Annotated in this window: 16 protein-coding genes and 1 pseudogene; 5 read left to right on the forward strand and 12 right to left on the reverse strand. The window is 67.5% G+C overall.

Annotation, left to right across the window (positions count from 1 at the left end):
* Nucleotides 1-257: 257 nt before the first annotated feature.
* From BJG92_RS12400 to BJG92_RS12415, 4 genes and pseudogenes are all read right to left on the reverse strand, one after another.
* Nucleotides 258-650, reverse strand: a complete 393-nt coding sequence (locus BJG92_RS12400) for a GntR family transcriptional regulator (protein ID WP_232084311.1) — start codon at nucleotides 648-650, stop codon at nucleotides 258-260.
* Nucleotides 647-2,410, reverse strand: a complete 1,764-nt coding sequence (locus BJG92_RS12405; protein WP_232084336.1) for an ABC transporter ATP-binding protein — start codon at nucleotides 2,408-2,410, stop codon at nucleotides 647-649. The genes BJG92_RS12400 and BJG92_RS12405 overlap by 4 nt, the downstream gene beginning before the upstream one ends.
* 269 nt (nucleotides 2,411-2,679) lie before the next feature.
* Nucleotides 2,680-4,434 (reverse strand): ABC transporter ATP-binding protein, encoded by a 1,755-nt coding sequence (locus BJG92_RS12410; protein ID WP_232084337.1) that lies wholly within the window; start codon nucleotides 4,432-4,434, stop codon nucleotides 2,680-2,682.
* A 163-nt stretch (nucleotides 4,435-4,597) separates the two neighbouring features.
* A pseudogene (locus BJG92_RS12415) lies at nucleotides 4,598-5,376 on the reverse strand (trans-aconitate 2-methyltransferase).
* Nucleotides 5,377-5,473: 97 nt separating this feature from the next.
* Here BJG92_RS12415 and BJG92_RS12420 point away from each other — a divergent pair.
* The 3 genes from BJG92_RS12420 to BJG92_RS12430 all read left to right on the forward strand — a co-directional run bounded on the left by BJG92_RS12420 (nucleotide 5,474) and on the right by BJG92_RS12430 (nucleotide 9,906).
* Complete coding sequence (locus BJG92_RS12420) at nucleotides 5,474-8,020, forward strand: RNA helicase (protein WP_232084312.1); 2,547 nt, start codon at nucleotides 5,474-5,476, stop codon at nucleotides 8,018-8,020.
* A gap of 19 nt (nucleotides 8,021-8,039) precedes the next feature.
* Nucleotides 8,040-8,540, forward strand: coding sequence for a GNAT family N-acetyltransferase (locus BJG92_RS12425; RefSeq protein ID WP_232084313.1), 501 nt, complete (start codon nucleotides 8,040-8,042; stop codon nucleotides 8,538-8,540).
* Nucleotides 8,541-8,631: 91 nt separating this feature from the next.
* Nucleotides 8,632-9,906 (forward strand): alpha/beta fold hydrolase, encoded by a 1,275-nt coding sequence (locus BJG92_RS12430; protein WP_232084338.1) that lies wholly within the window; start codon nucleotides 8,632-8,634, stop codon nucleotides 9,904-9,906.
* Nucleotides 9,907-9,930: 24 nt separating this feature from the next.
* Here the strand turns inward: BJG92_RS12430 and BJG92_RS12435 are convergent, their stop codons facing one another.
* The 4 genes from BJG92_RS12435 to coaE form a co-directional block, all read right to left on the reverse strand.
* Nucleotides 9,931-11,298, reverse strand: a complete 1,368-nt coding sequence (locus BJG92_RS12435; RefSeq protein WP_269461972.1) for an MFS transporter — start codon at nucleotides 11,296-11,298, stop codon at nucleotides 9,931-9,933.
* A 41-nt stretch (nucleotides 11,299-11,339) separates the two neighbouring features.
* Entirely contained in the window at nucleotides 11,340-12,368 is a 1,029-nt protein-coding gene (locus BJG92_RS12440) for a TerC family protein (protein ID WP_232084315.1), read from the reverse strand.
* A 177-nt stretch (nucleotides 12,369-12,545) separates the two neighbouring features.
* On the reverse strand, nucleotides 12,546-14,627 hold the full coding sequence (gene uvrB, locus BJG92_RS12445) for an excinuclease ABC subunit UvrB (RefSeq protein ID WP_232084316.1): 2,082 nt from the start codon (nucleotides 14,625-14,627) through the stop codon (nucleotides 12,546-12,548).
* 128 nt (nucleotides 14,628-14,755) lie between these two features.
* On the reverse strand, nucleotides 14,756-15,961 hold the full coding sequence (coaE, locus tag BJG92_RS12450) for a dephospho-CoA kinase (RefSeq protein ID WP_232084317.1): 1,206 nt from the start codon (nucleotides 15,959-15,961) through the stop codon (nucleotides 14,756-14,758).
* A gap of 22 nt (nucleotides 15,962-15,983) precedes the next feature.
* Here coaE and BJG92_RS12455 point away from each other — a divergent pair, with 22 nt between their 5' ends.
* The gene (locus BJG92_RS12455) at nucleotides 15,984-16,685 is read left to right on the forward strand and encodes a YigZ family protein (protein WP_232084318.1); all 702 of its coding nucleotides are present in this window, start codon (nucleotides 15,984-15,986) and stop codon (nucleotides 16,683-16,685) included.
* Nucleotides 16,669-17,193 carry a GNAT family N-acetyltransferase gene (locus BJG92_RS12460; protein WP_232084319.1) on the forward strand — a complete coding sequence of 175 codons (525 nt, stop codon included), beginning with the start codon at nucleotides 16,669-16,671 and terminating at the stop codon, nucleotides 17,191-17,193. The genes BJG92_RS12455 and BJG92_RS12460 overlap by 17 nt, the downstream gene beginning before the upstream one ends.
* Nucleotides 17,194-17,292: 99 nt before the next feature.
* On the opposite strand, the gene BJG92_RS18610 is transcribed toward BJG92_RS12460, so the two are convergent.
* The 4 genes from BJG92_RS18610 to polA form a co-directional block, all read right to left on the reverse strand.
* Entirely contained in the window at nucleotides 17,293-17,832 is a 540-nt protein-coding gene (locus tag BJG92_RS18610; RefSeq protein WP_374199790.1) for a VOC family protein, read from the reverse strand.
* Between the two features lie 520 nt (nucleotides 17,833-18,352).
* Nucleotides 18,353-19,834 carry a 30S ribosomal protein S1 gene (rpsA, locus tag BJG92_RS12465; RefSeq protein ID WP_232084320.1) on the reverse strand — a complete coding sequence of 494 codons (1,482 nt, stop codon included), beginning with the start codon at nucleotides 19,832-19,834 and terminating at the stop codon, nucleotides 18,353-18,355.
* 231 nt (nucleotides 19,835-20,065) lie between these two features.
* A complete protein-coding gene (locus BJG92_RS12470; RefSeq protein ID WP_308011654.1) occupies nucleotides 20,066-21,391 on the reverse strand; it encodes a GNAT family N-acetyltransferase in 1,326 nt (441 codons plus the stop codon).
* Between the two features lie 25 nt (nucleotides 21,392-21,416).
* Entirely contained in the window at nucleotides 21,417-24,056 is a 2,640-nt protein-coding gene (gene polA / locus BJG92_RS12475) for a DNA polymerase I (protein WP_232084339.1), read from the reverse strand.
* Between the last annotated feature and the right edge of the window lie 44 nt (nucleotides 24,057-24,100).

Below are 24,100 nucleotides of genomic sequence, written 5' to 3' on the forward strand. Positions count from 1 at the left end.
GCTTTAGCTCCGGACGGGGTTCGACCGCGCGGCCCGGTTTCGCCGGGCTCCCCGGAACGGTACTCATCGGAACTGCGCTCGGCGGAGCTGCGCTCATCGGAACTGCGCTCTGCGGAACGGCTGCGGTGGGGGAATCAACGGCTGGATCTTCAGCTACGGCTTTAGGCACGCTACCAATGCTAATCGAAAACTTCTTCGAAGATCCATTCCCCGCTGTGTCCCGCGCCCCGGCAAGCCCCCCATGTGTTAAGGGCGCACTACTCGCGGTCGTACGCGGCGGCGAGGAGCTGGACGGCTTCGGCGAAGCTCGCGCCCTGGGCTTTCGCCGCGGCGGCGAAGCCGGCCGCGGATCCGGACAGCGAGCTCCAGGCCGCGTCCCGGGCGCACACCACCGTCCCGTTCCGGCCCCGCGTCAGGACGACGCCGGCGGCCTCGAGTTCCTTGTAGGCCCGCGCCACCGTGTGCGGCGCGACGCCCAGTTCGGCGGCGAGGCTCCGGACCGCCGGGAGCCTCGTGCCTGGTGCCAGGGTCCCGTCGTCGGCGCGTTCGATGATGTTGAGCCGGAGCTGTTCAAACAGGGGCACCGAGCTGGCCGGATTGGGCCGCCAGCCACCCGGGAAAGGGTTCAGTGCGGACTCTGCCGGGCTCACTTGTGCGGCTCCCCTGGACCCTGCGGCTGTTCGCGGCCGGCGAACTGCGCCACATACAGTTTCGTGTAGAGCCCGCCCTCGGCCATCAGCTGCTGATGGGTCCCCTGTTCAACGATCCGTCCTTGGTTCATGACCAGAATTAGATCAGCGTCCCGGACCGTGGACAAGCGGTGGGCAATCACGAAGCTGGTCCGGCCCTGCCGGAGCCGCTGCATCGCCAGCCGGATTTGCACTTCCGTGCGGGTGTCCACGGAGCTGGTGGCCTCGTCGAGGACCAGGATGCTGCGCCCGGCCAGCTGCGCCCTGGCGATCGAGATGAGCTGGCGCTGGCCGCGGCTCAGGGTATCGCCGTCGTTGCCCAGCATCGTGGCGTAGCCGGCGGGGAGGGCCCGGACAAACTGGTCCACGTGGCTGGCGCGGGCCGCGGCGACAATTTCCGCGTCGCTGGCGCCGGGGAGGCCGTACTCGATGTTGTCGCGGATGCTGCCTGTGAAGAGCCAGGCATCCTGCGGCACGGCGCCGAACATGGACCTCAGCTGGTCACGGCGCAGGTCCGAGATGTCCGCCCCGTCCACCGTGATGCGGCCGGAATCCAGCTCGTAGAACCGCAGCAGGAGGTTGACCACGGTCGTCTTCCCGGCGCCGGTCTGGCCGACGATGGCCACCGTCTGCCCGGGCTCAGCAGTGAAAGACAGGTCCCGGACCGCGGGCGTACCGGGGCCGTAGCTGAACGTGGCATGCTCGAAGGTGACCCGGCCCTCCGCACCCGCGCGCTGCGCCGGAGCGTCGGTGGCTGATGCCGCGGGCACCTGCTCCGGACCCGTGCCCGGCTGTTCAGGGGGGATCTCCGCGGCGTCGAGCAGGGCGAAGACGCGCCCCGCGGAGACGAGGCAGGACTGGATCAGGCTCAGCATGCCGCCGATCTGCCCCATGGGCTGGCTGAAGAGCCGGCTGAACTGGAGGAACGCCTGGATGCCGCCGATCGTCATGGCCCCGGCCGTGACCTGGAGGGCGCCGACCACCGCCACGGCGATGTAGTTAAGGTTGGCGACGAAGACCATCAGCGGCTGCACGAGGCCGGATGTGTACTGGGCCCGGGTGCTGGCGCGGCTGAGCCGGTCGTTGCCCTCCTTGAAACTGGCAGCTGCCGCGTCCTGCTGGCCGAACGCCTTGATCACTTCATGGCCGGTAATGAATTCCTCCAGCTGCGCGTGCACCTCGCCGGTGCTTCCCCACTGCTCGGTGAAGTGCGCCTGCGACTTTCTGGCCACCAGCACGGTGATGAGGGTCGAGACCGGGACTGACACGAGGGCGATCACCGCCAGGACCGGTGAGATCCACAGCATCATCGCGAGTGCGCCGGAGAGCATCAGGAGGGACAAGATCAGCTGGTTGACCAGCTGGTTGAGCGCCTGGGAGATGTTGTCGACGTCGTTGGTGGCGCGGCTGAGGACCTCACCGCGGTGCTGTTCGTCGAAGTGGCTCGACGGCAGCACGTGCAGTTTCTCCTCGACGGCGGCGCGGAGGCCGTAGCTGAGGCGCTGCACCGCGGTCGCCGTCAGGGCACCCTGGATCCAGCTGAAGAGCGAGGCTCCGACGTACATCAGCGACACGGCGGCCAGGAGCGCCGCCAGCTTCGCGTCCTCGAAGCTGCCGCCCAGAACGCCGTTGACGACGACGTCCGTGGCGTCGCCCAGCACCTTGGGGGCGGCGATATTGAGGGCGACGAAGGCGCACGTGGCGGCCATGACGCCGGCCATCCGCCACGCCGAGGGCCGCAGCAGCCCAAGCAGCCGGCCGGTGGTACGCCACCGTGACGGGTCGGCCCCCGCCGTTGCGGGCCCGTCGGGGCCGGTCCCCTGTGTCCGTCCGTCGCCGGTCCCCTGTGTCCGGCCGGCGCCGGTGCCCTCTGCCCGGCCGTCGCCGGTGCCGGGTGCCGAACCGTGCGCTTCTCCCGGGGACACCCCCCGAACCCGTGCGTCAACGCTCTCCGGCGCCGTGGTCCCGGCTTCGAGGGCCGGTTCCCGGCTCACAGCGTGTCCTCCAGGACGAGCTGGGAAGCGGCAATCTCCCGGTAAACCGGGGAGGATTCCATCAGTTCCGCATGCGTGCCCTGGGCCGCGAGGCGGCCCTTGTCCAGCACCAGGATCAGGGCGGCGTCCACGATCGTGGACACACGTTCGGCCACGATCAGGACAGTCGCCGAGCGCAGCAGCGGCGCGACGGCCTCCCGCAGCCGGCGGTCGGTGCCGTAGTCCAGCGCGGAGTAGCTGTCGTCAAACAGGTAGACGGGCGCCTTCCGGAGAAGTGCGCGGGCGATGCACAGCCGCTGCCGCTGGCCGCCGGAGAAATTGGTCCCGCCCTGGCTCACGGGCGATTGCAGCCCCTGCGGCAGATCACGGACGAACTCTCCGGCCTGGGCGGTTTCGAGCATGTGCCACAGTTCCGCGTCCGTGGCCTCCGGTGCCCCCATTCTCAGGTTCTCCGCAAGGGTCCCGGAGAACAGGTGGGAATGCTGGGGTACGAGGGCGATCAGGCCGCGGAGCCGAGCCAGCGGTAGCTGGCGGACGCTGCGGCCGCCGATGCGGATCTCGCCCCCGGTGGCGTCCAGGAAGCGGGGCAGGAGGTTCAGCAGGGTCGTCTTGCCGCTGCCGGTGGCGCCGATGATCGCCGTCGTCGTCCCCGGCACGGCCGTGAAGCTCACGCCATCAAGCACCGGCGCTTCGGCGCCGGGATAGGCGAAGGTGACCTCGCGGAACTCCACCGTGCCGCCGGCGGGGCCAGCGGCACCCTGTCCGGCTTCGGCGTCGTCCGTGCCGGGTTCCGCCGAACCCGGGCCGTCGGTGATAGCAGGCGCCGTGTCCAGCACCGCCTGGATCCGTTCGGCGCACGCGGCCGCGCGCGGGGCCGTCATGAACACGTACATTGCCATCATGATGGCAATCAGGATCTGCAGAATGTAGGCGATGAAGGCCGTGAGCGCTCCGAGGCGCATTTCGCCGGACTGGATCCGGTGTCCGCCGAACCAGACGACGCCTACGGAGGACAAGTTGACCACCAGCATGATCATGGGCATCATGCCCGCGACCAGGAGCGCCGAGTGCAGATTGTTCCGGGTGAGCTCCTTGTTGGCCGTGTCAAAGCGGCGGATCTCGTGGCCCTGCCGGACGTAGCCGCGGATCACGCTGGCGCCCATGATCTGTTCCCGCAGCACCCTGCTGATCCGGTCGATGAGCCACTGTCCCTGCCGGTAGAGCGGAATGAGCCGGCGCACGATCACTGCCATGATGCCCGCCAGAACGGGCACCACCGCGACCACGATGCCGGCCAGGACGACGTCCTGTTGGACGGCCAGCGCAATGCCGCCGATGAAGATGACGGGCGCCGCGATCAGCATGGTGAAAACGAGGACGGCGAGGCTCTGGATCTGTATGACGTCGTTGGTGGCCCGTGTGACCAGGCTTGGCGCGCCGAAGTCGCCTACTTCCTGGGAGGACATGGCCTGAACCTTGGTGAAGAGCTCCCCGCGCAGCTGGCGGCCCAGCTCCATGGCCACCACGGCGCCCAGGTAACCGGCCGCGATGGCGGCGAGGACCTGGACCGCGGCGATGCCGGCCATCCACGACCCGAGTTTCGGGATCTCCCCCGTGTTGCCGGCGACGATGCCGTCGTCAATGATGGCAGCGTTCAGCGTCGGAAGGAGCAGGGTGGCGGTGCTCTGCACGAGCTGCAGGAGCACGATTGCCAGGACGGCGCCCTTATGGGCGGACAGCAACCGCCTCATCAGGCCAATAAGCACCGCACCTCCATCATTGGACCAGGGCGCGGGGCCGGAATCCCAAGGCGGCCGCCCCGCACTGCTTCGACATTGTAACCATGATCACAGGGTGCTCCGTTGTCACATGCACCGGGTGGCCGTTACGGGCTTTTGACGACCGCCGCACCGCTTAGCTTCGTTTCCGTGCGACGGCAAAGATCCTGCGGAACGGGAAGAGCGTTCCATGCGCGCTGGGAGGATACGCCCCGGCGAGCCGGGCCGCATATGCTGCTTCAAATTCGCGGGCCTCCCCGGCGGTCAGGGCTGCCAGAACCGGCCTGAGTCCCGTGCCGCGGACCCACTCCAGGACGGGGTTCCCGCCCGGCAGGAGCTGCTGGTAGGTGGTCTCCCACGCGTCGGCATCGCAGCCGGCATCGAGCATGATGTTGAGGTAGTCGGCCGCTTCTCCCACGGCGTTCTCGTGGCGCAGCACGCCGGCCAGCCGGCCGGACCAGTCCGGAGACTCGGCCAGTGCGCGCATCAGGGTGTGCGAGGGGGACGTGAAGTTGCCGGGCACCTGCAGTGCGAACCACGCACCGGGCCTGAGCGCGGCCAGCCAGCGCGGCAGCATTTCCCGGTGGCCCGGAACCCATTCAGGGCCGCGTTGGTGACCACCACGTCGGTCGCACCGGGCGGCATCCAGCCGGCAATGTCCGCGAGGCGGAAAGACAAGTTGGCTGACTGTTCCGCGTAGTCGCCGGACCCTGCCAGCATTTCCGGCGAAGAATCGAGGCCCACGACCTCTGCCGTAGGCCAGCGTTCCGCGAGGGTGGCCGTCAGATTGCCGGGCCCGCAGCCGAGATCGACGACGTGCTGCGGGGTGTCCGCGCGAATCCGGGCGGTCAGGTCAAAGAACGGCCTGTCCCGGTAGTCCCCGAACTGCACATATTTAGCAGGATCCCACTTCACGTCTTCCTCCAGCCTCCGGCGACCGTGCACCTCCGGAAGCGTAACCCCGGCCGGAGGCGGGCCGAGGGAGGCTCCCCCGCCACTAAGCTGGAGAGTAATGAAACTCGTTGATCAGCTCCCCGCCCCGGCCGCCCGAGTCCCAGGCAGGACCGGCCTTGATCCGGATGAGCTGTACACCCGTTTCGTCGAGTGGACCGAGAGCCGCGGGCTGGCCCTCTACAGCGCCCAGGACGAAGCCATCATGGAGCTGGCCTCCGGCGCCAACGTCATCCTGGCGACCCCCACCGGCTCCGGCAAGTCGCTCGTCGCGATCGCGCTGCACTTCCAGGCCATGTCCCGCGGCCAGCGCAGCTACTACACCGCGCCCATCAAGGCGCTCGTGTCCGAGAAGTTCTTCGCCCTGTGCGAAATTTTCGGCGCCGAGAATGTCGGCATGATCACCGGGGACTCCGGCGTCAACCAGGACGCCCCCATCATCTGCTGCACCGCGGAAATCCTCGCCAACACCGCGCTCCGCGAGGGCTCGGCCGCCGAGCTCGGCGCCGTTGTCATGGACGAATTCCACTTCTACTCCGACCCGCAGCGCGGCTGGGCGTGGCAGGTGCCGCTGCTGGAACTCCCGCAGGCGCAGTTCCTGCTGATGTCCGCGACGCTCGGCGACGTCAGCCGCTTCGAGGCGGGGATCACGGATCTGACCGGACGCCCCACCACCACTGTCAGCTCGGCGGAACGCCCCATCCCGCTGCACTACTACTACGAGCAGACCCCGGTGCACGAGACCCTTGAGGAGCTCCTCGCGACGAAGCAGGTCCCGGTCTATGTCGTGCACTTCAGCCAGGCCGAGGCGATCGAGCGGGCCCAGAACCTTATGAGCATCAACGTCTGCACCCGGGAGGAAAAGGACAAGATCGCGGAGCTGATCGCCGGCTTCCGGTTCGCTGCCGGCTTTGGCAAGACGCTGAACCGGCTCGTCCGGCACGGCATCGGCGTCCACCACGCCGGCATGCTGCCCAAATACCGCCGGCTCGTCGAGCAGCTGGCCCAGGCCGGCCTGCTCAAGGTCATCTGCGGCACCGACACCCTCGGGGTGGGCATCAATGTACCCATCCGTACCGTGCTGTTCACGGCGCTGAGCAAGTACGACGGCGTCCGCACCCGGGTGCTGAACTCCCGCGAGTTCCACCAGATCGCCGGCCGTGCCGGCCGCGCTGGCTACGACACGGCCGGGACCGTGGTGGTGCAGGCGCCGGAGCACGTGACGGAAAACGTCAAGGCGATGGCGAAGGCCACCGCCAAGTTCGGCGATGACCAGAAAAAGCTGCGCCAGGTGGTCAAGAAGAAGCCGCCCGAGGGCTTTGTGTCGTGGGGCGAGCCGACCTACAAGCGCCTCGTGGAGTCCGTCCCGGACCCGCTGACGTCCAGCTTCGCCGTGACCCACGCGATGCTGATGAACCTCATGGAACGGCCGGGCGACCCGTTCACAGCCGCACGCCGGCTGCTCACCGAGAACCACGAGCCGCGCTCCTCCCAACTGCAGCTTATGAAGAAGGCGCTCGGCATCTACCGGGAACTCCTGGCCGCCGGCGTCGTGGAGCGGATCCCGCTTCAGGAGCAGCGCCGGGACGGACGCACCGTCCGGCTGACGGTCCATCTGCAGCCCAACTTCGCCCTGAACCAGCCGCTGTCCCCGTTCGCCCTCGCGGCGCTGGAACTCCTGGACCCGGAGGCGCCGTCGTACGCCCTCGACGTTGTGTCGGTGATCGAGTCGACGCTGGAGAAGCCGCGGCAGATCCTCTCCGCGCAGCAGAAGAAGGCCCGCGGCGAGGCGATCGCCGCGATGAAGTCCGACGGCATCGAGTACGACCAGCGCATGGCCATGCTCGAGGACGTCACGTACCCGCAGCCGCTCGCTGAAATCCTCGGCGAGGCCTTTGAGGTCTACCGCAAAGCCGCCCCGTGGATCGGCGACTTTGAGCTCGCGCCCAAGTCCGTGATCCGGGACATGTACGAGCGCGCCATGAACTTCGGCGAATTTGTGCAGTTTTACGGCCTGGCCCGCTCCGAGGGGATCGTGCTGCGCTACCTTGCGGACGGCTTCAAGGCGCTGCGCCAGACCGTCCCCCAGGACGCCCTCCGCGAGGACCTCGAGGACCTCATCGCCTGGCTCGGCGAACTGGTCCGCCAGGTCGACTCGAGCCTGCTCGACGAGTGGGAAGAGCTCACCTCCGGCGCTGCGCCGACGCCGCACGACGCGCCGCCGCCCCCGCCGCCGTCGCTGACCTCCAACGTCCGCGCGTTCCGGGTGATGGTGCGCAACGAGATGTTCCGCCGCGTGGAACTGTTCGCGGACGAGGACGCCGCCGCCCTCGGCGAACTCGACGGCGCGTCCGGCTGGGACGCCGAGCGCTGGGAGGACGCGCTGGATGACTACTTCGACGAACACGACGACATCGGCACCGGCGCCGACGCCCGCGGCCCGGGTCTGCTGATCATCACGGAGGAGCCCGGGGTGTGGAAGGTCCGGCAGATCTTCGAGGACGCGGCCGGCAACCACGACTGGGGCATCTCGGCCGAGGTGGACCTTGGGGCCTCTGACGAGACCGGCACGGCGGTGGTCCGCGTGACGGACGTCAACCGGCTGTAGCCGCTTGTAAACTCGGACAATGAGTGTAATCCGGCCCGCGACGGCGAACGATGTCCCCGCAATCCTGCAGATGATCCACGATCTCGCCGTGTATGAGAAAGAACCCGACGCCGTCCGGAATACCCCGGAGCTGCTGACGGCGGCGCTGTTCGGCGAGAATCCCCGCGTCTTCGCCACCATGGCCGAGACCGACGACGGGGAGGTCCAGGGTTTCGCGCTGTGGTTCCTGAACTACTCCACGTGGGAGGGCGTCCACGGCATCTACCTCGAGGACCTGTACGTCACGCCCGGTTCCCGCGGCGAAGGCCACGGCAAGGCGCTCCTGCAGCACCTCGCCGCGACCGCCGTCGAACGCGGCTATGCCCGGGTGGAATGGAGCGTCCTGGACTGGAACGAACCCTCCATCAACTTCTACAAGAGGCTCGGCGCCGCCCCGATGGCGGAGTGGTCAACCTTCCGTCTCGCCGGCGAGGCTTTGGAAGCCTTCGGCTCCGCCCGGAAGGCCCAGTCCCGTGGCTGAGCAGCCGGCGGCCGGTCCCGGCGCCCGGGACTTGCTGGAGGCTGCGGCGGGGGTCCCCCACACCATCAGGGCACGGCACGAGTACCGCGGCATGCGCACCGCCGAACACTGCTTTGAAGTGCCCCTGGACCACTTCAGCGAGGATGGACCCGGCGGCGAGACGATCACCGTGTTCGCCCGCGAGTACGTTTCCACCGACCACACCGCGAAGCAGGCCGCCGGGCTCCCCTGGCTCCTTTACCTGCAGGGCGGCCCCGGCGGGCGCGGCAACCGGCTGCCCGCCCTCGGCGGCTGGAGCAAGGCCGCGGCCAAGGACTTCCGCATCCTGATGCTGGACCAGCGCGGCACCGGGCTGTCCGCACCGATCGACCGCAACACCCTGCCGCTGCGCGGAAACGAGGCCGACCAGGTCCGGTACCTGTCCCATTTCCGGGCCGACTCGATCGTCGCCGACGCCGAAGCCATCCGGCACGCCCTGGGCTCTGGCCCCTGGACCATCTACGGCCAGAGCTACGGCGGCTTCTGCGCCCTCAGCTATCTCTCCTTCGCCCCTGGGGGCCTGCGCGAGGTACTCGTCACAGGCGGCCTCGCCCCGCTGGCCGGCCCGGCGGACCGGGTGTACCGGGCCACCTTCCGGCGCGTCGCCGCGCGGAATGCCGAGTATTTCGACCGGTACCCGGAGGACCGTGAGGCCGTCACCCGGATTGCCCGGCACCTGAGGGACACCGAGGAGTTCCTGCCCGACGGCGAACGGCTCACCGTGGAACGTTTCCAAATGGTCGGATCCTTCCTGGGCGGCAACACCCGGGTCGATGCCCTGCACCACCTGCTTGAGGACGCCTTCGTCGGCACTCCTGCCGGCGACCGGCTCTCGGATGCCTTCCTCGAGCAGGTCCGCGGGCTTGTCTCCCGCTCCGCGAACCCGCTCTACGCGCTCATGCACGAATCGATCTACGGGCAGGGCGAGGCCACGGACTGGGCCGCGTGGCGGGTACTTCAGGACTTCCCGGAGTTCCGGCCCGACGCCCCCGAGCCACTGCTGACCGGGGAAATGGTCTACCCCTGGTACTTCGACCAGGATCCTGCGCTCCGCCCGCTGCGGACCGTGGCGCAGTTGCTGGCAGAGAAGAACGACTGGACCCCGCTCTACAACCGGGAACGGCTCGCCCGCAACAGCGTTCCGGTGGCCGCCGCCGTCTACAGCCATGACATCTACGTGGACCGCGAACTGTCGCTGGAAACCGCGGCCGCGGTCCGGGGCCTGCAGGTCTGGGAATCCGCGGACTTCCACCACGACGGCATCGCGGACGACGGCGAGGGGATTTTTGCCCGGCTGCTGGGCATGACACGCTCCGTCAGGGACTGAGCCGCGGCCGCTGCCGCCGCGGAGTTAGTCCCTTACCGCTAACTCCGAAGTCGCCAGACTGCGGTCACGCACGGCCGCGAGGAGCGCGACGACGAACACGACGGAGGCGACGGCGGCCGCCGCGAGGTTGAGGCCCTGGTAGCCGACGCCGCTCATCACCAGCCCGGAGAATCCTGCGCCGACCGCGCCGGCGACGCCCATCATGGTGTCCGACACACCCTGGACGAGGACACGGTCATCGGTGCCGACGCTTTCGGCCAGCAGGGTGGAACCGGCGATGGTCGCCGCGGACCAGCCCAGTCCGAGCAGCACCAGGCCAACAGTCACCAGAGCCGGTTGGGCCTGGCCGAAGCCGGCCACGACGACCGCGAGCAGGATCAGGCCGTGGCCCAGCAGAATTACCGGGAGCCGGCCCGTCTTGTCCGTCAGCCAGCCCATGACCGGGGAGAGGGCGTACATCCCCGCGATGTGCAGGGAGATAGTGAAGCCGATCAGGACCAGGACGTCGGTGCTGGCAGCGTGCGCGTGGCCGGCCGGCATGTCCGCCAGGGGTCCCTCCGTCAGCAATTGCAGGTGCAGGGGCGTCATCGACATCACGGCGGCCATGCAGCCGTGCGCTGCAATGACAGCGAGGAGGGCCAGCCCTGCCCGTGGCGAGGCCCGGATGGCCCGGAGCCCGTGACGGAGGCCATGCCGCCGCCGGGCCTGGGAAGTCCCTCTGTCCGCGCCGCCGGCGGGGAGCCGCTGGCCGCCGGAACGGAGCCGGGCGGCGAGCAGCAGCGGATCCGGCCGCAAACCGATGAGCAGCAGCAGCGCGGCCAGCGCCAGCCCCGCCGTCGAAAACACGAAAGGCCCGGCCAGTGCCGGCAGGCCCAGGGCCTCCCCCACGAGCGCGCCGGGCCGGATCAAGTTGGGTCCGGCGACGGCGCCGATGGTCACGGCCCAGACCACGATTGCCAGGGCGCGGCCGCGGCGTTCCGGCTCGGCGAGGTCGACGGCCGCGAAACGTGCCTGCAGGTTGGCGGCCGTGCCGAGCCCCAGCAGGGCCGCGGCCAGCAGCAGGACCGGGAAGCTCCCCGTCACGGTGGAGACGATCACCAGCAGTGCCCCGGTCATGGCGGCGAGCAGGCCCGTCACAAGGGAGGCCCGCCGGCCGCGTCGTCCGGCCAGCCCGGCGAGGGGCAGGGCGGCTGCCGCCGCGCCGAGGGTCATGGTGGTGGTGACCGATCCGGCCCAGGCGTTCGAGCCGGAGAGCTGGACGGCCAGCAGGGACCCGACGGACAGGCTGGCGCCGCTGCCCACCCCGCTGAGGAGCTGTGCAGTACTGAGGACCCAAACGGTACGGCGCTGCACCCGTTGCGGGTCCAGCGCCGTACCCTCTGCAGCTGTCAGGCTAGAGCTTTTCACGGTCCGAGCTTAGCCGAACCGTGAGGCTACTCCGCGTCGCTCAGGCTCTTGTGGGAGTCTTCTTCGAGGCGGGAGTCTAGATTCGACTTCGAGGCCCTGGAGCTGATCAGGCTCGCAATGACGGCCACGACGATGGTGCCGATGATGACCCCGAGCGAAACGTAGGTGGGGATCTCCGGGGCCCATTCAATGTGCTGGCCGCCGTTGATGAAGGGCAGTTCGTTGACGTGCATGGCGTGCAGGATCAGCTTCACGCCGATGAACGCGAGGATCACGGAGAGCGCGTGCTTCAGGTAGATGAGGCGGGTCATCAGGCCGCCGAGCAGGAAGTACAGCTGACGCAGGCCCATCAACGCGAAGATGTTGGCTGTAAAGACGATGAAGGCGCTCTGGGTCAGGCCGAAGATGGCGGGGATGGAGTCCACCGCGAAGAGCAGGTCCGTGAGGCCGATGGTCACGAAGACGATCAGCATGGGGGTGAAGACCTTCTTGCCGTCCACGACCGTGCGGAGCTTGCCGCCGTCGAACTTCTCCGACATCGGCAGGACCTTGCGGATCTGGGCGATCAGCGGGTTTTCCTTGTCTTCCTCGTCTTCGCCCTCGTCCTGGGCCTGCTTCCACGCGGTCCACAGCAGGAAGACGCCGAAGACGTAGAAGACCCAACTGAACTGTTCGATCACCACCGCGCCGAGGAGGATGAAGATGCCGCGCAGGATCAGCGCGATGATGATGCCCACCATGAGCACTTCCTGCTGGTACTTACGCGGTACCGAGAAGCGGGCCATGATGATGATGAAGACGAACAGGTTGTCGATGCTGAGGCTGTATTCCGTGACCCAGCCGGCAATGAACTGCCCGCCGTACTCGGGGCCCGTGAAGGCGAACATGGCTCCGGCAAAGACGAGCGCGAGGGCGACGTAGAACGACACCCACAGGCCGGCTTCCTTCATGGAGGGCTCGTGCGGACGTTTGAGGACCAGCAGCAGGTCGATGGCGAGGATGACGCCGAGGACGGCAAAGGAGCCGATCTCAAACCAGACGGGAAGTTCGGGCACGAAGAAGCCTTTCGCAGGGTACAGCTGAGTGGTGTAAGTCTCTCCGACTGCCCTGCATGTCCGGTGCTGTGCACCTGGTACTGGCTGGCTGCCCGCTACGCCCGGCAGGGCATCTGTGCCGTGCGTGTTGACGATCGTAGCGCTTGGGATACTCCCCTACGTCCGCACCACCTTACCCTAGGCGTGTCCCGCGGCCTGCATCTGGCGCAGCTCCTTCTTGAGCTCCCCGACCTCGTCGCGGAGCCGCGCCGCGAGTTCGAACTGCAGCTCCCCTGCCGCGGCGTGCATCTGCTCCGTGAGCTGTTCGATCAGGCCCACGAGGTCCTCGGCCGGCGCGGCGGCGAGCCCGTCCGCCCGGACCTTGGACGCGCCCTTGCCCTTGCCGCGGGCCTTGCCTGCGGCGGCCAGGAGTTCGCGCGTGTCCGCGTCCTCCTTGGCGATCTGGTCGGTGATGTCGGCGATTTTCTTCCGCAGCGGCTGCGGGTCGATGCCGTGCTCGGTGTTGTACGCCACCTGGATCTCGCGGCGCCGGTTGGTCTCATCGATGGCCTTCGCCATCGAGTCCGTGATGCGGTCAGCGTACATGTGGACCTCGCCGGAGACGTTTCGCGCGGCACGGCCGACGGTCTGGATCAGCGAGGTCGCCGAGCGCAGGAAGCCTTCCTTGTCCGCGTCCAGGATGCTGACCAGCGACACCTCCGGAAGGTCCAGGCCTTCGCGGAGCAGGTTGATGCCCACCAGCACGTCGAAGACGCCCATCCGGAGTTCGCGGAGCAGCTCAACCCGGCGCAGGGTGTCCACGTCCGAGTGCAGGTACTCCACCTTCACCCCGTGTCCCAGCAGGTAGTCGGTGAGGTCCTCGGCCATCCGCTTGGTCAGGGTGGTGACCAGGACGCGCTCGTTCCTGCCGGTGCGGATCTTGATTTCGCCCAGCAGGTCATCAATCTGGCCCTTGGTGGGCTTGACCACGATTTCAGGATCGATCAGGCCGGTGGGCCGGATGATCTGCTGGACAAAGCCGTCGGCCTTGCCGAGCTCGAACTTGCCCGGCGTGGCGGACAGATACACCGTCTGGCCCACGCGCTGCTGGAATTCGTCCCACTTGAGCGGGCGGTTGTCCATCGCCGAGGGCAGCCGGAAGCCGTGGTCCACGAGGTTCCGCTTGCGGGACATGTCGCCCTCGTACATGGCGCCGATCTGCGGCACGGTGACGTGGGACTCATCAATGACCAGGAGGAAGTCGTCCGGGAAGTAGTCGATGAGGCAGTGCGGGGCAGTGCCGCGGGCGCGGCCGTCGATGTGCCCGGAGTAGTTCTCGATGCCGTTGCAGAACCCCATCTGCTGCATCATCTCCAGGTCATAGGTGGTGCGCATCCGGAGCCGCTGGGACTCCACGAGCTTGTTCTGGCTCTCCAGGACCTGGAGCCGCTCAGCCAGCTCGTCCTCGATCCGCTTGATGGCCCGGCCCATGCGTTCCGGACCGGCGACGTAGTGCGAGGCGGGGAAGACGTACATCTCGGTCTCATCCCGGATGATCTCCCCGGTGAGCGGGTGCAGGGTGTAGATGTTCTCGATCTCGTCGCCGAAGAACTCGACCCGGATCGCCAGCTCTTCATACATCGGGATGATTTCCACGGTATCGCCGCGGACCCGGAACGTGCCGCGGTGGAAGTCCATGTCGTTGCGGGCGTACTGCATGGACACGAATTTCCGGAGCAGGTCATCGCGGTTCATCTGGGCGCCCTTGCGCAGGGTCACCATGCCGGCGATGTATTCTTCCGGCGTGCCCAGGCCGTAGATGCACGAGACTGTGGCGACGACGATCACGTCCCGGCGGGTCAGCAGTGCGTTGGTGGCGGAGTGCCGGAGCCGTTCCACTTCCTCGTTGACCGAGGAGTCCTTTTCGATGAACGTGTCCGTCTGCGCCACATAGGCTTCGGGCTGGTAGTAGTCGTAGTACGAGACGAAGTACTCGACGGCGTTGTTGGGCAGCAGCTCGCGGAATTCGTTGACGAGCTGCGCTGCGAGGGTCTTGTTCTGCACCATCACGAGGGTGGGCCGCTGGACCTGCTCGATCAGCCAGGCCGTCGTCGCGCTCTTGCCCGTACCGGTGGCGCCGAGCAGTACCACATCCTTCTCGCCGTTCTTGATGCGCTCGGTCAGTTCAGCGATGGCGGCGGGCTGGTCCCCCGCCGGCTGGAACTCGCTGATGACCTCGAAGGGCGCCACGACACGGTTAATCTGCTGCGCAAGACTCATACCCCTAATCTACCGCCGGGCACCGACAGGAAGTCACGTTTCAGCTTTGGGCACCAGCCTCACCCGCGCCGGGGGCCGGAATCGGAGCCGCAGCATGCCCGGGGGCCGGAATCGGAGCCGCCGCCGGTCTAGAGCGGCGGCTGCCAGCCGGTGCGCTGCGCCCAGGCGTCCATGCGGGGGGCGGCATAGCCGGTGAACCAGCCCTCCTTGTCGGCGGCGTAGCCGGCCGTGGATTTGTCCACCCCGTGCAGCGTGGCGGCCCGGCGCTTCTCGGCCAGGTAGTCTGCCCGCGCGGCCTCGTCCTCGCGCAGCCAGTCCCGGAAGCACAGCGCGAAACGCCAGCCGGGCGACCCCGCGGCGCGTACGTGGAGGTTGACCGCCCGGCCGGGATCAGCGTTGCCGTGCAGCCGTTTGCCCCAGTCGGCCGGGTCCGGATGGGAGGGCCTGGGGTTGTCCGAGAAGACGCCGGGCCAGAGCGGGTACCCGGCCTCGGCCAGCAGCGGCGCGATCCGGTCCGCGGCAGCCAGGTCCCGGACACCCAGCTGCAGGTCCAGCACGTCCTTGGCAGCGAGCCCGGGGACGGCGGTGGAGCCGACATGGTCCAGCGTCAGGATGTCCTGCGGAGCGGCGGCCCGCAGGCGCGCCATCAGCCGTTCCGCCTGCGCGGGCCAGCCCGGATCTGCGGCAGTAAGCACGGGGCCGTCCGTGCGCGGGGCAACACGGCGCCTGGCCAGGTTCGCCGCGAACGGCGCCAGCCGGAAGTGCCACAGCCGGTCCACCGCATCCCGGAGTTCCTCCTTTGCACCGGAGTTCTCCAGGACCACGTCGGCCGCAGCCAAGCGGCCCTCCCGGCTGGCTTGGGCGGCCATCCTGGCCCGGGCGTCATCCTCGCTCATGTGCCGGTGCTGCACCATCCGCAGCACGCGGACACCATCCGGGGCGTCCACCACCACCACCAGGTGGAAGTTTGCGCCCTGGCCGGTCTCGACCAGCAGCGGGATGTCCTGGACCACCACCGCGCCCTTCGGGGCGCCGGCGGCCAGTGCGGCAGCGCGCTCCCGGACGAGGGGATGGATGATGCCGTTGAGTACGGCCAGCCGTTCCGGATTGCCGAAGACCAGGGCTCCGAGGCGGGGCCGGTCCAGGCCGCCGTCGGGCATCAGGACCGACGAGCTGAACGCGTCCACCACCCTGGCCAGTCCCGGCGTGCCGGGCTCCACCACCGCGCGGGCCAGCGCGTCGGCGTCGACCACCACCGCGCCCAGTTCGCGCAGGCGCGCAGCGGCCACTGACTTCCCCGAGGCGATGCCGCCCGTCAACCCGATCTTCAGCACCCCACCAGACTAAACTGATCCGGTGGCAGACGACGCGGATACCCCGGAAAGCAGGGCCACCGTTTATACGACTCTTGCCGCCGGGCCGGCGTTCCGCCGCGAGATCGAGGTCAAGCGCTCCCGGTTCATCACCGTCCTGCACCGCGCCGGCGACGAGGACAGCGCCCGGTCGGCGCTCGCAGGCCTGCGCAAGGAATTCCACGACGCGCGGCACCATTGTTCCGCTTTTGTGCTCGGGCCCGACCGCGCCGTGCAGCGCTCCAACGACGACGGCGAACCGTCGGGTACGGCGGGCATCCCAATGCTCGAAGCTCTCCTGAAGCGCGAGACGGCGCCCGGGGTGACGGACCTGAGCGACGTGAGCGCCGTCGTCGTCCGCTACTTCGGCGGGATCCTGCTGGGCGCGGGCGGGCTGGTCCGGGCCTACTCCGAATCCGTCGCCGGAGCCCTGGACCGTGCCCCGCTGGTGCAGCGGCGCCGGCTGCGGCTCTGCGCTGTTCCGGTGCCGCACACTGCTGCGGGCCGGCTGGAAAATGACCTGCGGGCCGCGGGGTACGTCATGGCCGAAACCAGCTACGGGGAGCAGACTACTGTTCTCAGGCTTGCGCTACCGGACGATCCCGCTAGCCTGCTTGAGGCGGGTGAACGGCTCGCCGCCCTGTCAGCCGGAAGCGCCGTGCTGGTGCGCGGAGAAACGGAGTGGACCGATGTTCGCATCAACTGAGCCGTCACCGGCCCCGGTCCGGCTCGTCGACGTCTCCGAAGCGGTCCTGGAGCAGCTCCTGACCCTCGCGATCCAGGACGCCGACGCCGACGAGGTGACGCCTCCGCTGGGCAGCGCCGCCGGCTGGAATTCGGAGCGGATCAGCTGGTTCCGCGAATACCACCACGCCGCGGCGGGACTCGACGGGCCCGCGCAGCAGAAAAGCTGGGCGATCAGCTGCGACGGCGACCTTGCCGGGTCCATCCGGCTCAAGCGGACCGGCGAAGGCACCCTGGAAACCGGAATCTGGCTGGGCCGCAGCTTCCGCGGCCGGGGAATCGCCCGGGAGGCCCTTCGCCTTGTGATCGGCCGGGCCGCCGCGTCCGGGGCTGCAGTGCTGGAAGCCGACACAACGGCCGGGAACACCGCGGCGCTGATCCTCCTGCGCTCAGCCGGGGCCATGCTCGACGAGGGCCAGGCCTCCGGTGATGCCGCCGTTCCGGTCAAGGCCAGGATCCCGCTGCGCTGACGGCCGCCACCGGACATGCCCAGTCGTGGCTGCGACCGCTGGACATATTCCCATCCTGCCCACTGCCCGGGTCCAGGACTGGACATGTCCCACGCTTGGCTAGCCGGCCACTGGACATGCCCAGCCCTGGCTGCGACCACTGGACATTTTCCCATCCTGCCCACTGCCCGGGTCCAGGACTGGACATGTCCCACGCTTGGCTAACTGCCGGCGGCCGCGATTTCCCAAATGTGGCCGCCAGGATCGCGGAAACTGGCCGTTCGGATTCCCCCACGGCCGGTCCACCGGGCCGTTCAGGAGCTCGACGCCGCGGCTCGCCAATTCAGCGCACATTGCGTCGACGTCGTCGACGTCTACGGTGAACTGCATACGAGCACCTGCCTCGGGGGATGCCACTCTGGCGGGCCCGACGAGTTCCGGAGCCTCCGAGTATTTCAACAGGTTAATTAGGGTGTTCTCAAACTTGAACACGGCCGAGACGTCGTCCTCGAACGCCACGGGCAGACCGAACACTTCGTGGTAGAACCGCTTAGCGTCGGACAGATTCTCAACACACAAGGTGATGGCACTGATCCCCCTCGGCCAGGGCCCGGTATCTGCTGGCTCTGTCGCTCGAGGACTTCGCGGAGTCTCGACCATGTTGCTCCCTCTCCTGCGTTCCGTCCAACCAAACCGCCCAGTCTGAGTGTGACACTGCGTCGGGGTCAAGGATTCCACTGGTCAATTCCCGGAGTAGCAGCCGGCCGACGTCGAACGCCCCCACGTGCCGCCGGACATAGTCTCCAGGCGGGCAGGCAAATGAACATAGTGGTTACATGTCCCTTTGGCGGGGCCAGGGCTGGGCATGCTCCCCCGGCGCTGTGCGGATGCACGTGGAGCCCCGGACATGCCCCGCCCTCGGGCCCAAGGTTGGACATAGTGCCCATATGTCCAGTTGCCGCGGCAAGGACTGGACATGTCCCCGGGGCTGGGCGGCCACCAATGGGCATGTCCCCCCTGTGAAGCCACCAGTGGGCATGTCCCGTGGCGATGGGCGCCCGCGGGGCATGTCCCAAAAACGAAAGGTGGCCGCCCCCGCAGGGACGGCCACCTTCACGGTGCTACTTCAAGCTACCAACTGCCAGGACCCAGGGAGCGGACTCCCCGGAACCAGGGGCAATTAGTTGCCGGTCAGCTTCTCGCGCAGTGCTGCAAGAGCCTCGTCGGAAGCGAGCGTGCCGCCACCGGTGTTGGACTCGGCTGCAGCCGGCTCGGAGGAGTAGCTGGTGGTGCCGGAGTCGCTCTCGCCGGACGTTGCAGCTGCAGCGTCGTCGGCAGCGTGCTGGGCAACCTGCTTCTTGTGGGCTTCCCAGCGGGTCTGGGCATCAGCGTACTGCTGCTCCCAGGCGGCGCGCTGCGTCTCGTAGCCTTCAAGCCACTCGTTGGACTCCGGATCGAAGCCCTCCGGGTACTTGTAGTTGCCCTCTTCGTCGTACTCTGCGGCCATGCCGTAGAGAGCCGGATCGAATTCGGTGGACTCGGCGTCGACGCCCTCGTTGGCCTGCTTGAGGGACAGCGAGATGCGGCGGCGCTCGAGGTCGATGTCGATGACCTTGACGAACAGCTCGTCGCCAACGGAGACAACCTGCTCGGCCAGCTCAACGTGGCGCACGGCGAGCTCGGAGATGTGGACCAGGCCTTCGATGCCGTCCTCAACGCGAACGAACGCGCCGAACGGAACCAGCTTGGTGACCTTACCCGGTACAACCTGCCCGAGGGCGTGGGTGCGGGCGAAGGTCTGCCACGGATCTTCCTGCGTAGCCTTGAGCGACAGGGAGACGCGCTCGCGGTCCAGGTCAACCTCGAGAACCTCGACGGTGACTTCCTGGCCAACTTCGACAACCTCGGACGGGTGGTCGATGTGCTTCCAGGACAGCTCGGAAACGTGAACGAGGCCGTCTACGCCGCCCAGGTCCACGAAGGCACCGAAGTTGACGATGGAGGAAACGACGCCGGGACGGACCTGGCCCTTTTCCAGCTTGTTGAGGAACGTGGAGCGGACCTCGGACTGGGTCTGCTCGAGCCATGCACGGCGGGACAGCACAACGTTGTTGCGGTTCTTGTCCAGCTCGATGATCTTGGCTTCGATCTTCTGACCGATGTACGGAGCGAGGTCGCGCACACGGCGCATCTCGACGAGGGATGCGGGCAGGAAGCCGCGCAGACCGATGTCGAGGATAAGACCACCCTTGACAACCTCGATGACGGTACCGGTGACGACGCCGTCTTCTTCCTTGACCTTCTCGATGTCGCCCCAGGCGCGCTCGTACTGAGCACGCTTCTTGGAGAGGATCAGGCGGCCTTCTTTGTCTTCCTTGGTGAGCACCAGGGCCTCGACCAGATCGCCAACGGAAACAACTTCCGAGGGATCAACGTCGTGCTTGATGGACAGCTCGCGGGAGGGAATGACACCTTCGGTCTTGTAACCGATGTCGAGCAGAACTTCGTCGCGGTCGACCTTGACGACGGTACCTTCGACGAGATCTCCGTCGTTGAAGTACTTGATGGTGGCGTCGACTGCTGCGAGGAAGTCCTCAGCGTTACCGATGTCGTTAATCGCGACGACGGGGGTACCGGGCTTCTCGGTGGAGGTGATGGTCATGTAGTAGGGGCTCCGTTGTGGATAGTAAGTCGGTCAGGCAAACCGCTGCGCTCGCATTATGGAATGCAGGCGAAGAATACGGCGTCTCAGCAAGTGATCCGCCGGGTCATCCTGATTTTGTGGATTGTCGATGCGCGCACGTAGTACGCGCCCGATTAGTCTAGTCGTTTACGCCAAGGCCGGTCAAAGCGCAACGGGTCGGGCCGGGCCCGGGTGGCGCCCGACGTGGGCCTAGAAGTGCGTGAGGCAGTGCGGGGCGCGTTCGACGGCGAACATGAGCCGCGCTTTGAGCGCGGCCCCCCGGGCGTGCTCCGTGATGCGGCCGGCCGCTTCGAGCGTCACGGGACAGACGCCGCCCAGATAGATCGAGCCGAGTTCGGCGACGTCGAGGGTCAGTTCGGGTTCGGCGCCGGCCGGAGCGGGTGCCACCGTGGCGTCGCCGTCGCGGACCGTGAGGACGAACGTGCCGTCCGCAAAGCCGAGGCTGTCCGTGATGCCAAGGACAAGTGTTCCGTCAGCGGAGTAGCGGCGCGCGCCGAGGGCTGCAGCAGTGTCCAGGACCCTGAGCCAGAGCATGTCCACGTGGCTGGAGGCATCGACGCAGCGCGGGTCCTCGAGGGCCCAGGCCAGCGGGTCATCCACCGGTGCCTCTGCCCAGCTGACCCGCTGAACGAGGTCGATGCTGCCGAGAAACTGCCAGAGCTCCAGGTAAGCGGCGTCGGTCGCCGCCACGAGGTCCACGATGTCCACCGTGAACGGTTTGCTCTCCCAGCCGGAGAACTTGTAGGCAACATAACCGTCCACCGTGCCGGCGGCGTCGTAGTGCAGGGCGCACGTGATTCCCTCATCCTCGGCACCGTCCCGTCCGAGGGTTCCCGAGCTGCGCTGCCGGTACGCGTCCTGGCGCACGATGGACCCCGGCGTGACCCGGTGGACGCGTTCGAAGACGCCGGGGGCCAGTTCCAGGAGGACTTTCCGGTCGGCGATTTCCACTGAGCCGGTCGGGGCGTGCCTCAGCCGGAACCGCGGGCCGGTGTCCACCTTGATGCTACGCTCGAACGTCGCGACGCCGAAGCCGAACCGTCCGTAGATGGAGGCCTCCGACGCCGTCAGGGCAGCGATCGCGAGTCCGTCGGCCCTGGACGCGGCCAGGTCCCCGGTCATCATCCGGCGCAGGAGCCCCTGGCGGCGGTGGGTTCCGCGGACGGTCACGGCGGTGATCAGCTGCGCTTCGAGCTGCCTACCGTGGCCCACGTTCAGGTCTTTGCGCAGAGTCCCGAAGGTTGCCACCGGAATGTCGGCAGCCAGGGAGTGGGCGGCGACGGAACCGGTCTGGTAGACCCCCGTCATCTCACGATTGTCCACCCGGTACATGGCCATGACCTTGTCCACGAACTCGTCCTTGTGCCGTTCGTCGTAGAAACCGACGCCGACGCCGCGCAGCCAGGAAACCCCCAGGGCGTAGTCCGGTTCACCCTTTTCGGCCGCACGGAACCGCCTGAGCTCGTACTTCTCTGCCACGTGTTTCTCCCCCGAAGATCTTGCGGTGCCGGGGATCCCCGGCACCGTGATGCCTGGACCGCTAGTGCCCTGCCTCGTACCAGCTGGAGCCGATGCCGATCTGGACCTCCAGCGGGACCGTCAGCTCGGCCGCCAGTCCCATCTGTTCGGTCACGAGCTTCTCCACGGCCACACGCTCACCGTGCGCGACTTCGAGGACCAGTTCATCATGGACCTGCAGCAGCATCCTTGACTTCAGCCCCTGCTCGGCCAGCGCAGAAGAGACGCCCAGCATGGCCCGCTTGATGATGTCCGCGGCCGATCCCTGGATCGGGGAATTCAGCGCAATCCGCTCCGCGTTCTCGCGCAGCTGGCGGTCAGTGCTGGTGAGGTCCGGAAGGTAACGGCGGCGGCCCTCGATGGTCGCGGTGTAACCGTCGATTCTGGCCTGGTCAACCACGCCGCGGAGGTAGTCGCGGACGGCGCCGAACCGGTCGAAGTAGTCCTTCATGAGGGTCCGTGCCTCGTCGACGGAAATCTCGAGCTGCTTGGAGAGCCCGAACGAGGTCAGGCCGTAGGCGAGGCCGTAGGACATGGCCTTGACCTTGGAACGCATAGCGCTGGTCACCTGGTCTGTGGGTACGTGGAAGATGTTGGAACCCACGAACCGGTGGAGGTCTTCGCCGTCCTTGTAGGCCTGGATCAGGCCGGGGTCGCCGGAAAGGTGCGCCATGATCCGCATTTCGATCTGCGAATAGTCGGCGGAGAGCAGGGTTTCATAGCCTTCGCTGACGACGAAAATGCTGCGGACGCGCCGGCCTTCCTCGCTGCGGATGGGGATGTTCTGCAGGTTGGGGTTGTTGGAGGAGATCCGGCCCGTGGCGGCCACGTTTTGCGCGTAGGTGGTGTGGATCCGGCCGTCGTCCGTGACGGACTTCTTGAGTGACTCCAGCATCTGGCGCAGCTTCGAGGACTCGCGGTGCGCCATCAGCTGGACCAGGAATTCGTGCCCGGTCTTGTCCAGCAGGTTCTTGAGCGACGCGGCGTCGGTGGTGTAGCCCGACTTGATCTTCTTGGTCTTGGGCAGCCCCAGTTCCTCGAACAGCACGGTCTGCAGCTGCTTCGGTGACCCCAGGTTCACTTCGTGGCCGATCGCGGCGAAAGCAAGCTCCTGGGCGTTGTCAATCACCTTGGCAAGATCCGCCAGCTGCTCATCCATGCGCGGCATGTCGATGGCGATTCCCGCGAGTTCCATGTCGGCCAGGACCCGGCTGACCGGCAGCTCCAGGCTGGTCAGTAGTTCCTGGGCCTTGCGTTCGGTCAGTTCCGTTTCGAAGTAATGGCTGAGGGCCTGGACGACGGCGGCCACGTGGACCAGCGCGCCGGCGGCGGCGGCGTCATCGCCGTCGAACGCCAGCTCCAACTGGCCGGCCTTGGCGGCCTCGGTCGAGACGCTGATGTTCAGGTGGTGCTGGGCCAGTTCGGCGAGTTCGTAGCTGCGGCGGTCAGGCTGAAGGAGGTACCCGGAGATTGACGTGTCGTCCACCACGCCTTCCAGGCCCAGGCCGCGGTTGGCGAGTGCTTTGAGGGCAGCCTTGTAGCCATGCATGACTTTAGGCGCGGCTGCGTCCTTGAGCCAGCCGGCCAGGACGTTCTCGGCTGCGGCGTCCTGGCCGGTGAGGTCGATGTACGCCGCCGCCCCGCCGTGGACGATCGCCAGCGCGGCGGCATCCTCGCCGATCCGCCCCGGCACGAGGTCAACGGCGACGGCTGAACGCTTGCCGGCCGCCGCTTCGAGGAAAGCGGCGAGCTCGGCAGCGCCCGAAGGGACAGTGAAGTCCGGGGTCGCGAGGCTTTCCCGCTCGGTTTCAGGTAGCTCACTGCCGTAGAGGGCGAAGAGCCGGGTGCGGATGGTCTTGAATTCGAGGGTGTCGAAAAGCTCCTCGATGGCGGCCTGGTCCGGCCGCGGTTCCGCAAGCTCCTCCAGCGTCACCGGAAGATCCAGGTCTGTGTGGAGCCTGTTCAGCCGCCGGTTGCGCAAGACGCCCTCAACGTTTTCGCGGAGCGCGTCCCCGACCTTCCCGCCGATCGCGTCGAGGTTTTCCAGAACCCCCTCCAGCCCGCCGTAGAGATTGATCCACTTGGCCGCCGTCTTGGGGCCCACACCGGGAACGCCGGGGAGGTTGTCCGCTGACTCCCCTACCAGTGCGGCGAGGTCCGAATACTGGGCGGGGCTGACAAAGTACTTTTCCTGGATGGCCGAGGCATCCAGGCGCGGAATGTCGCTGACGCCCTTCTTGGGGTACAGCACGAACACGTTGTCCGTGATGAGCTGGAAGGCATCACGGTCACCCGACACCAGGAGTACCTCGAAACCGGCTTTGTCCCCCATCGTGGCGAGGGTGGCGAGGATGTCGTCGGCTTCGTAGCCGGGCATTTTGATGGTCTTGATGCCCCACGCGCCCATGACCTTGTCGATGAGGTCGATCTGGCCGCTCATCTCCCGGGGAGTTTCGTTGCGGCCCCCCTTGTAGTCGCTGTATTCGGCTTTGCGGTGGGTGGTGTCGTCCGAGACGTCGAAGGCCACGGCAATGTGGGTGGGTTTCTGTTCCTTGATGAGGTTGATCAGCATGGACGTGAAGCCGTGTACGGCGTTGGTGTGCTGCCCCGTGGCGGTGGAGAACTTATCCGCCGGCAACGCGAAGAACGCACGGAATGCCATGGAATGGCCGTCGAGGACCATCAGCCGGGGCTGGCCGGTGAGGG

The sequence above is a fragment of the Arthrobacter sp. SO5 genome, assembly GCF_020532805.1.
GTDB lineage: Bacteria > Actinomycetota > Actinomycetes > Actinomycetales > Micrococcaceae > Arthrobacter.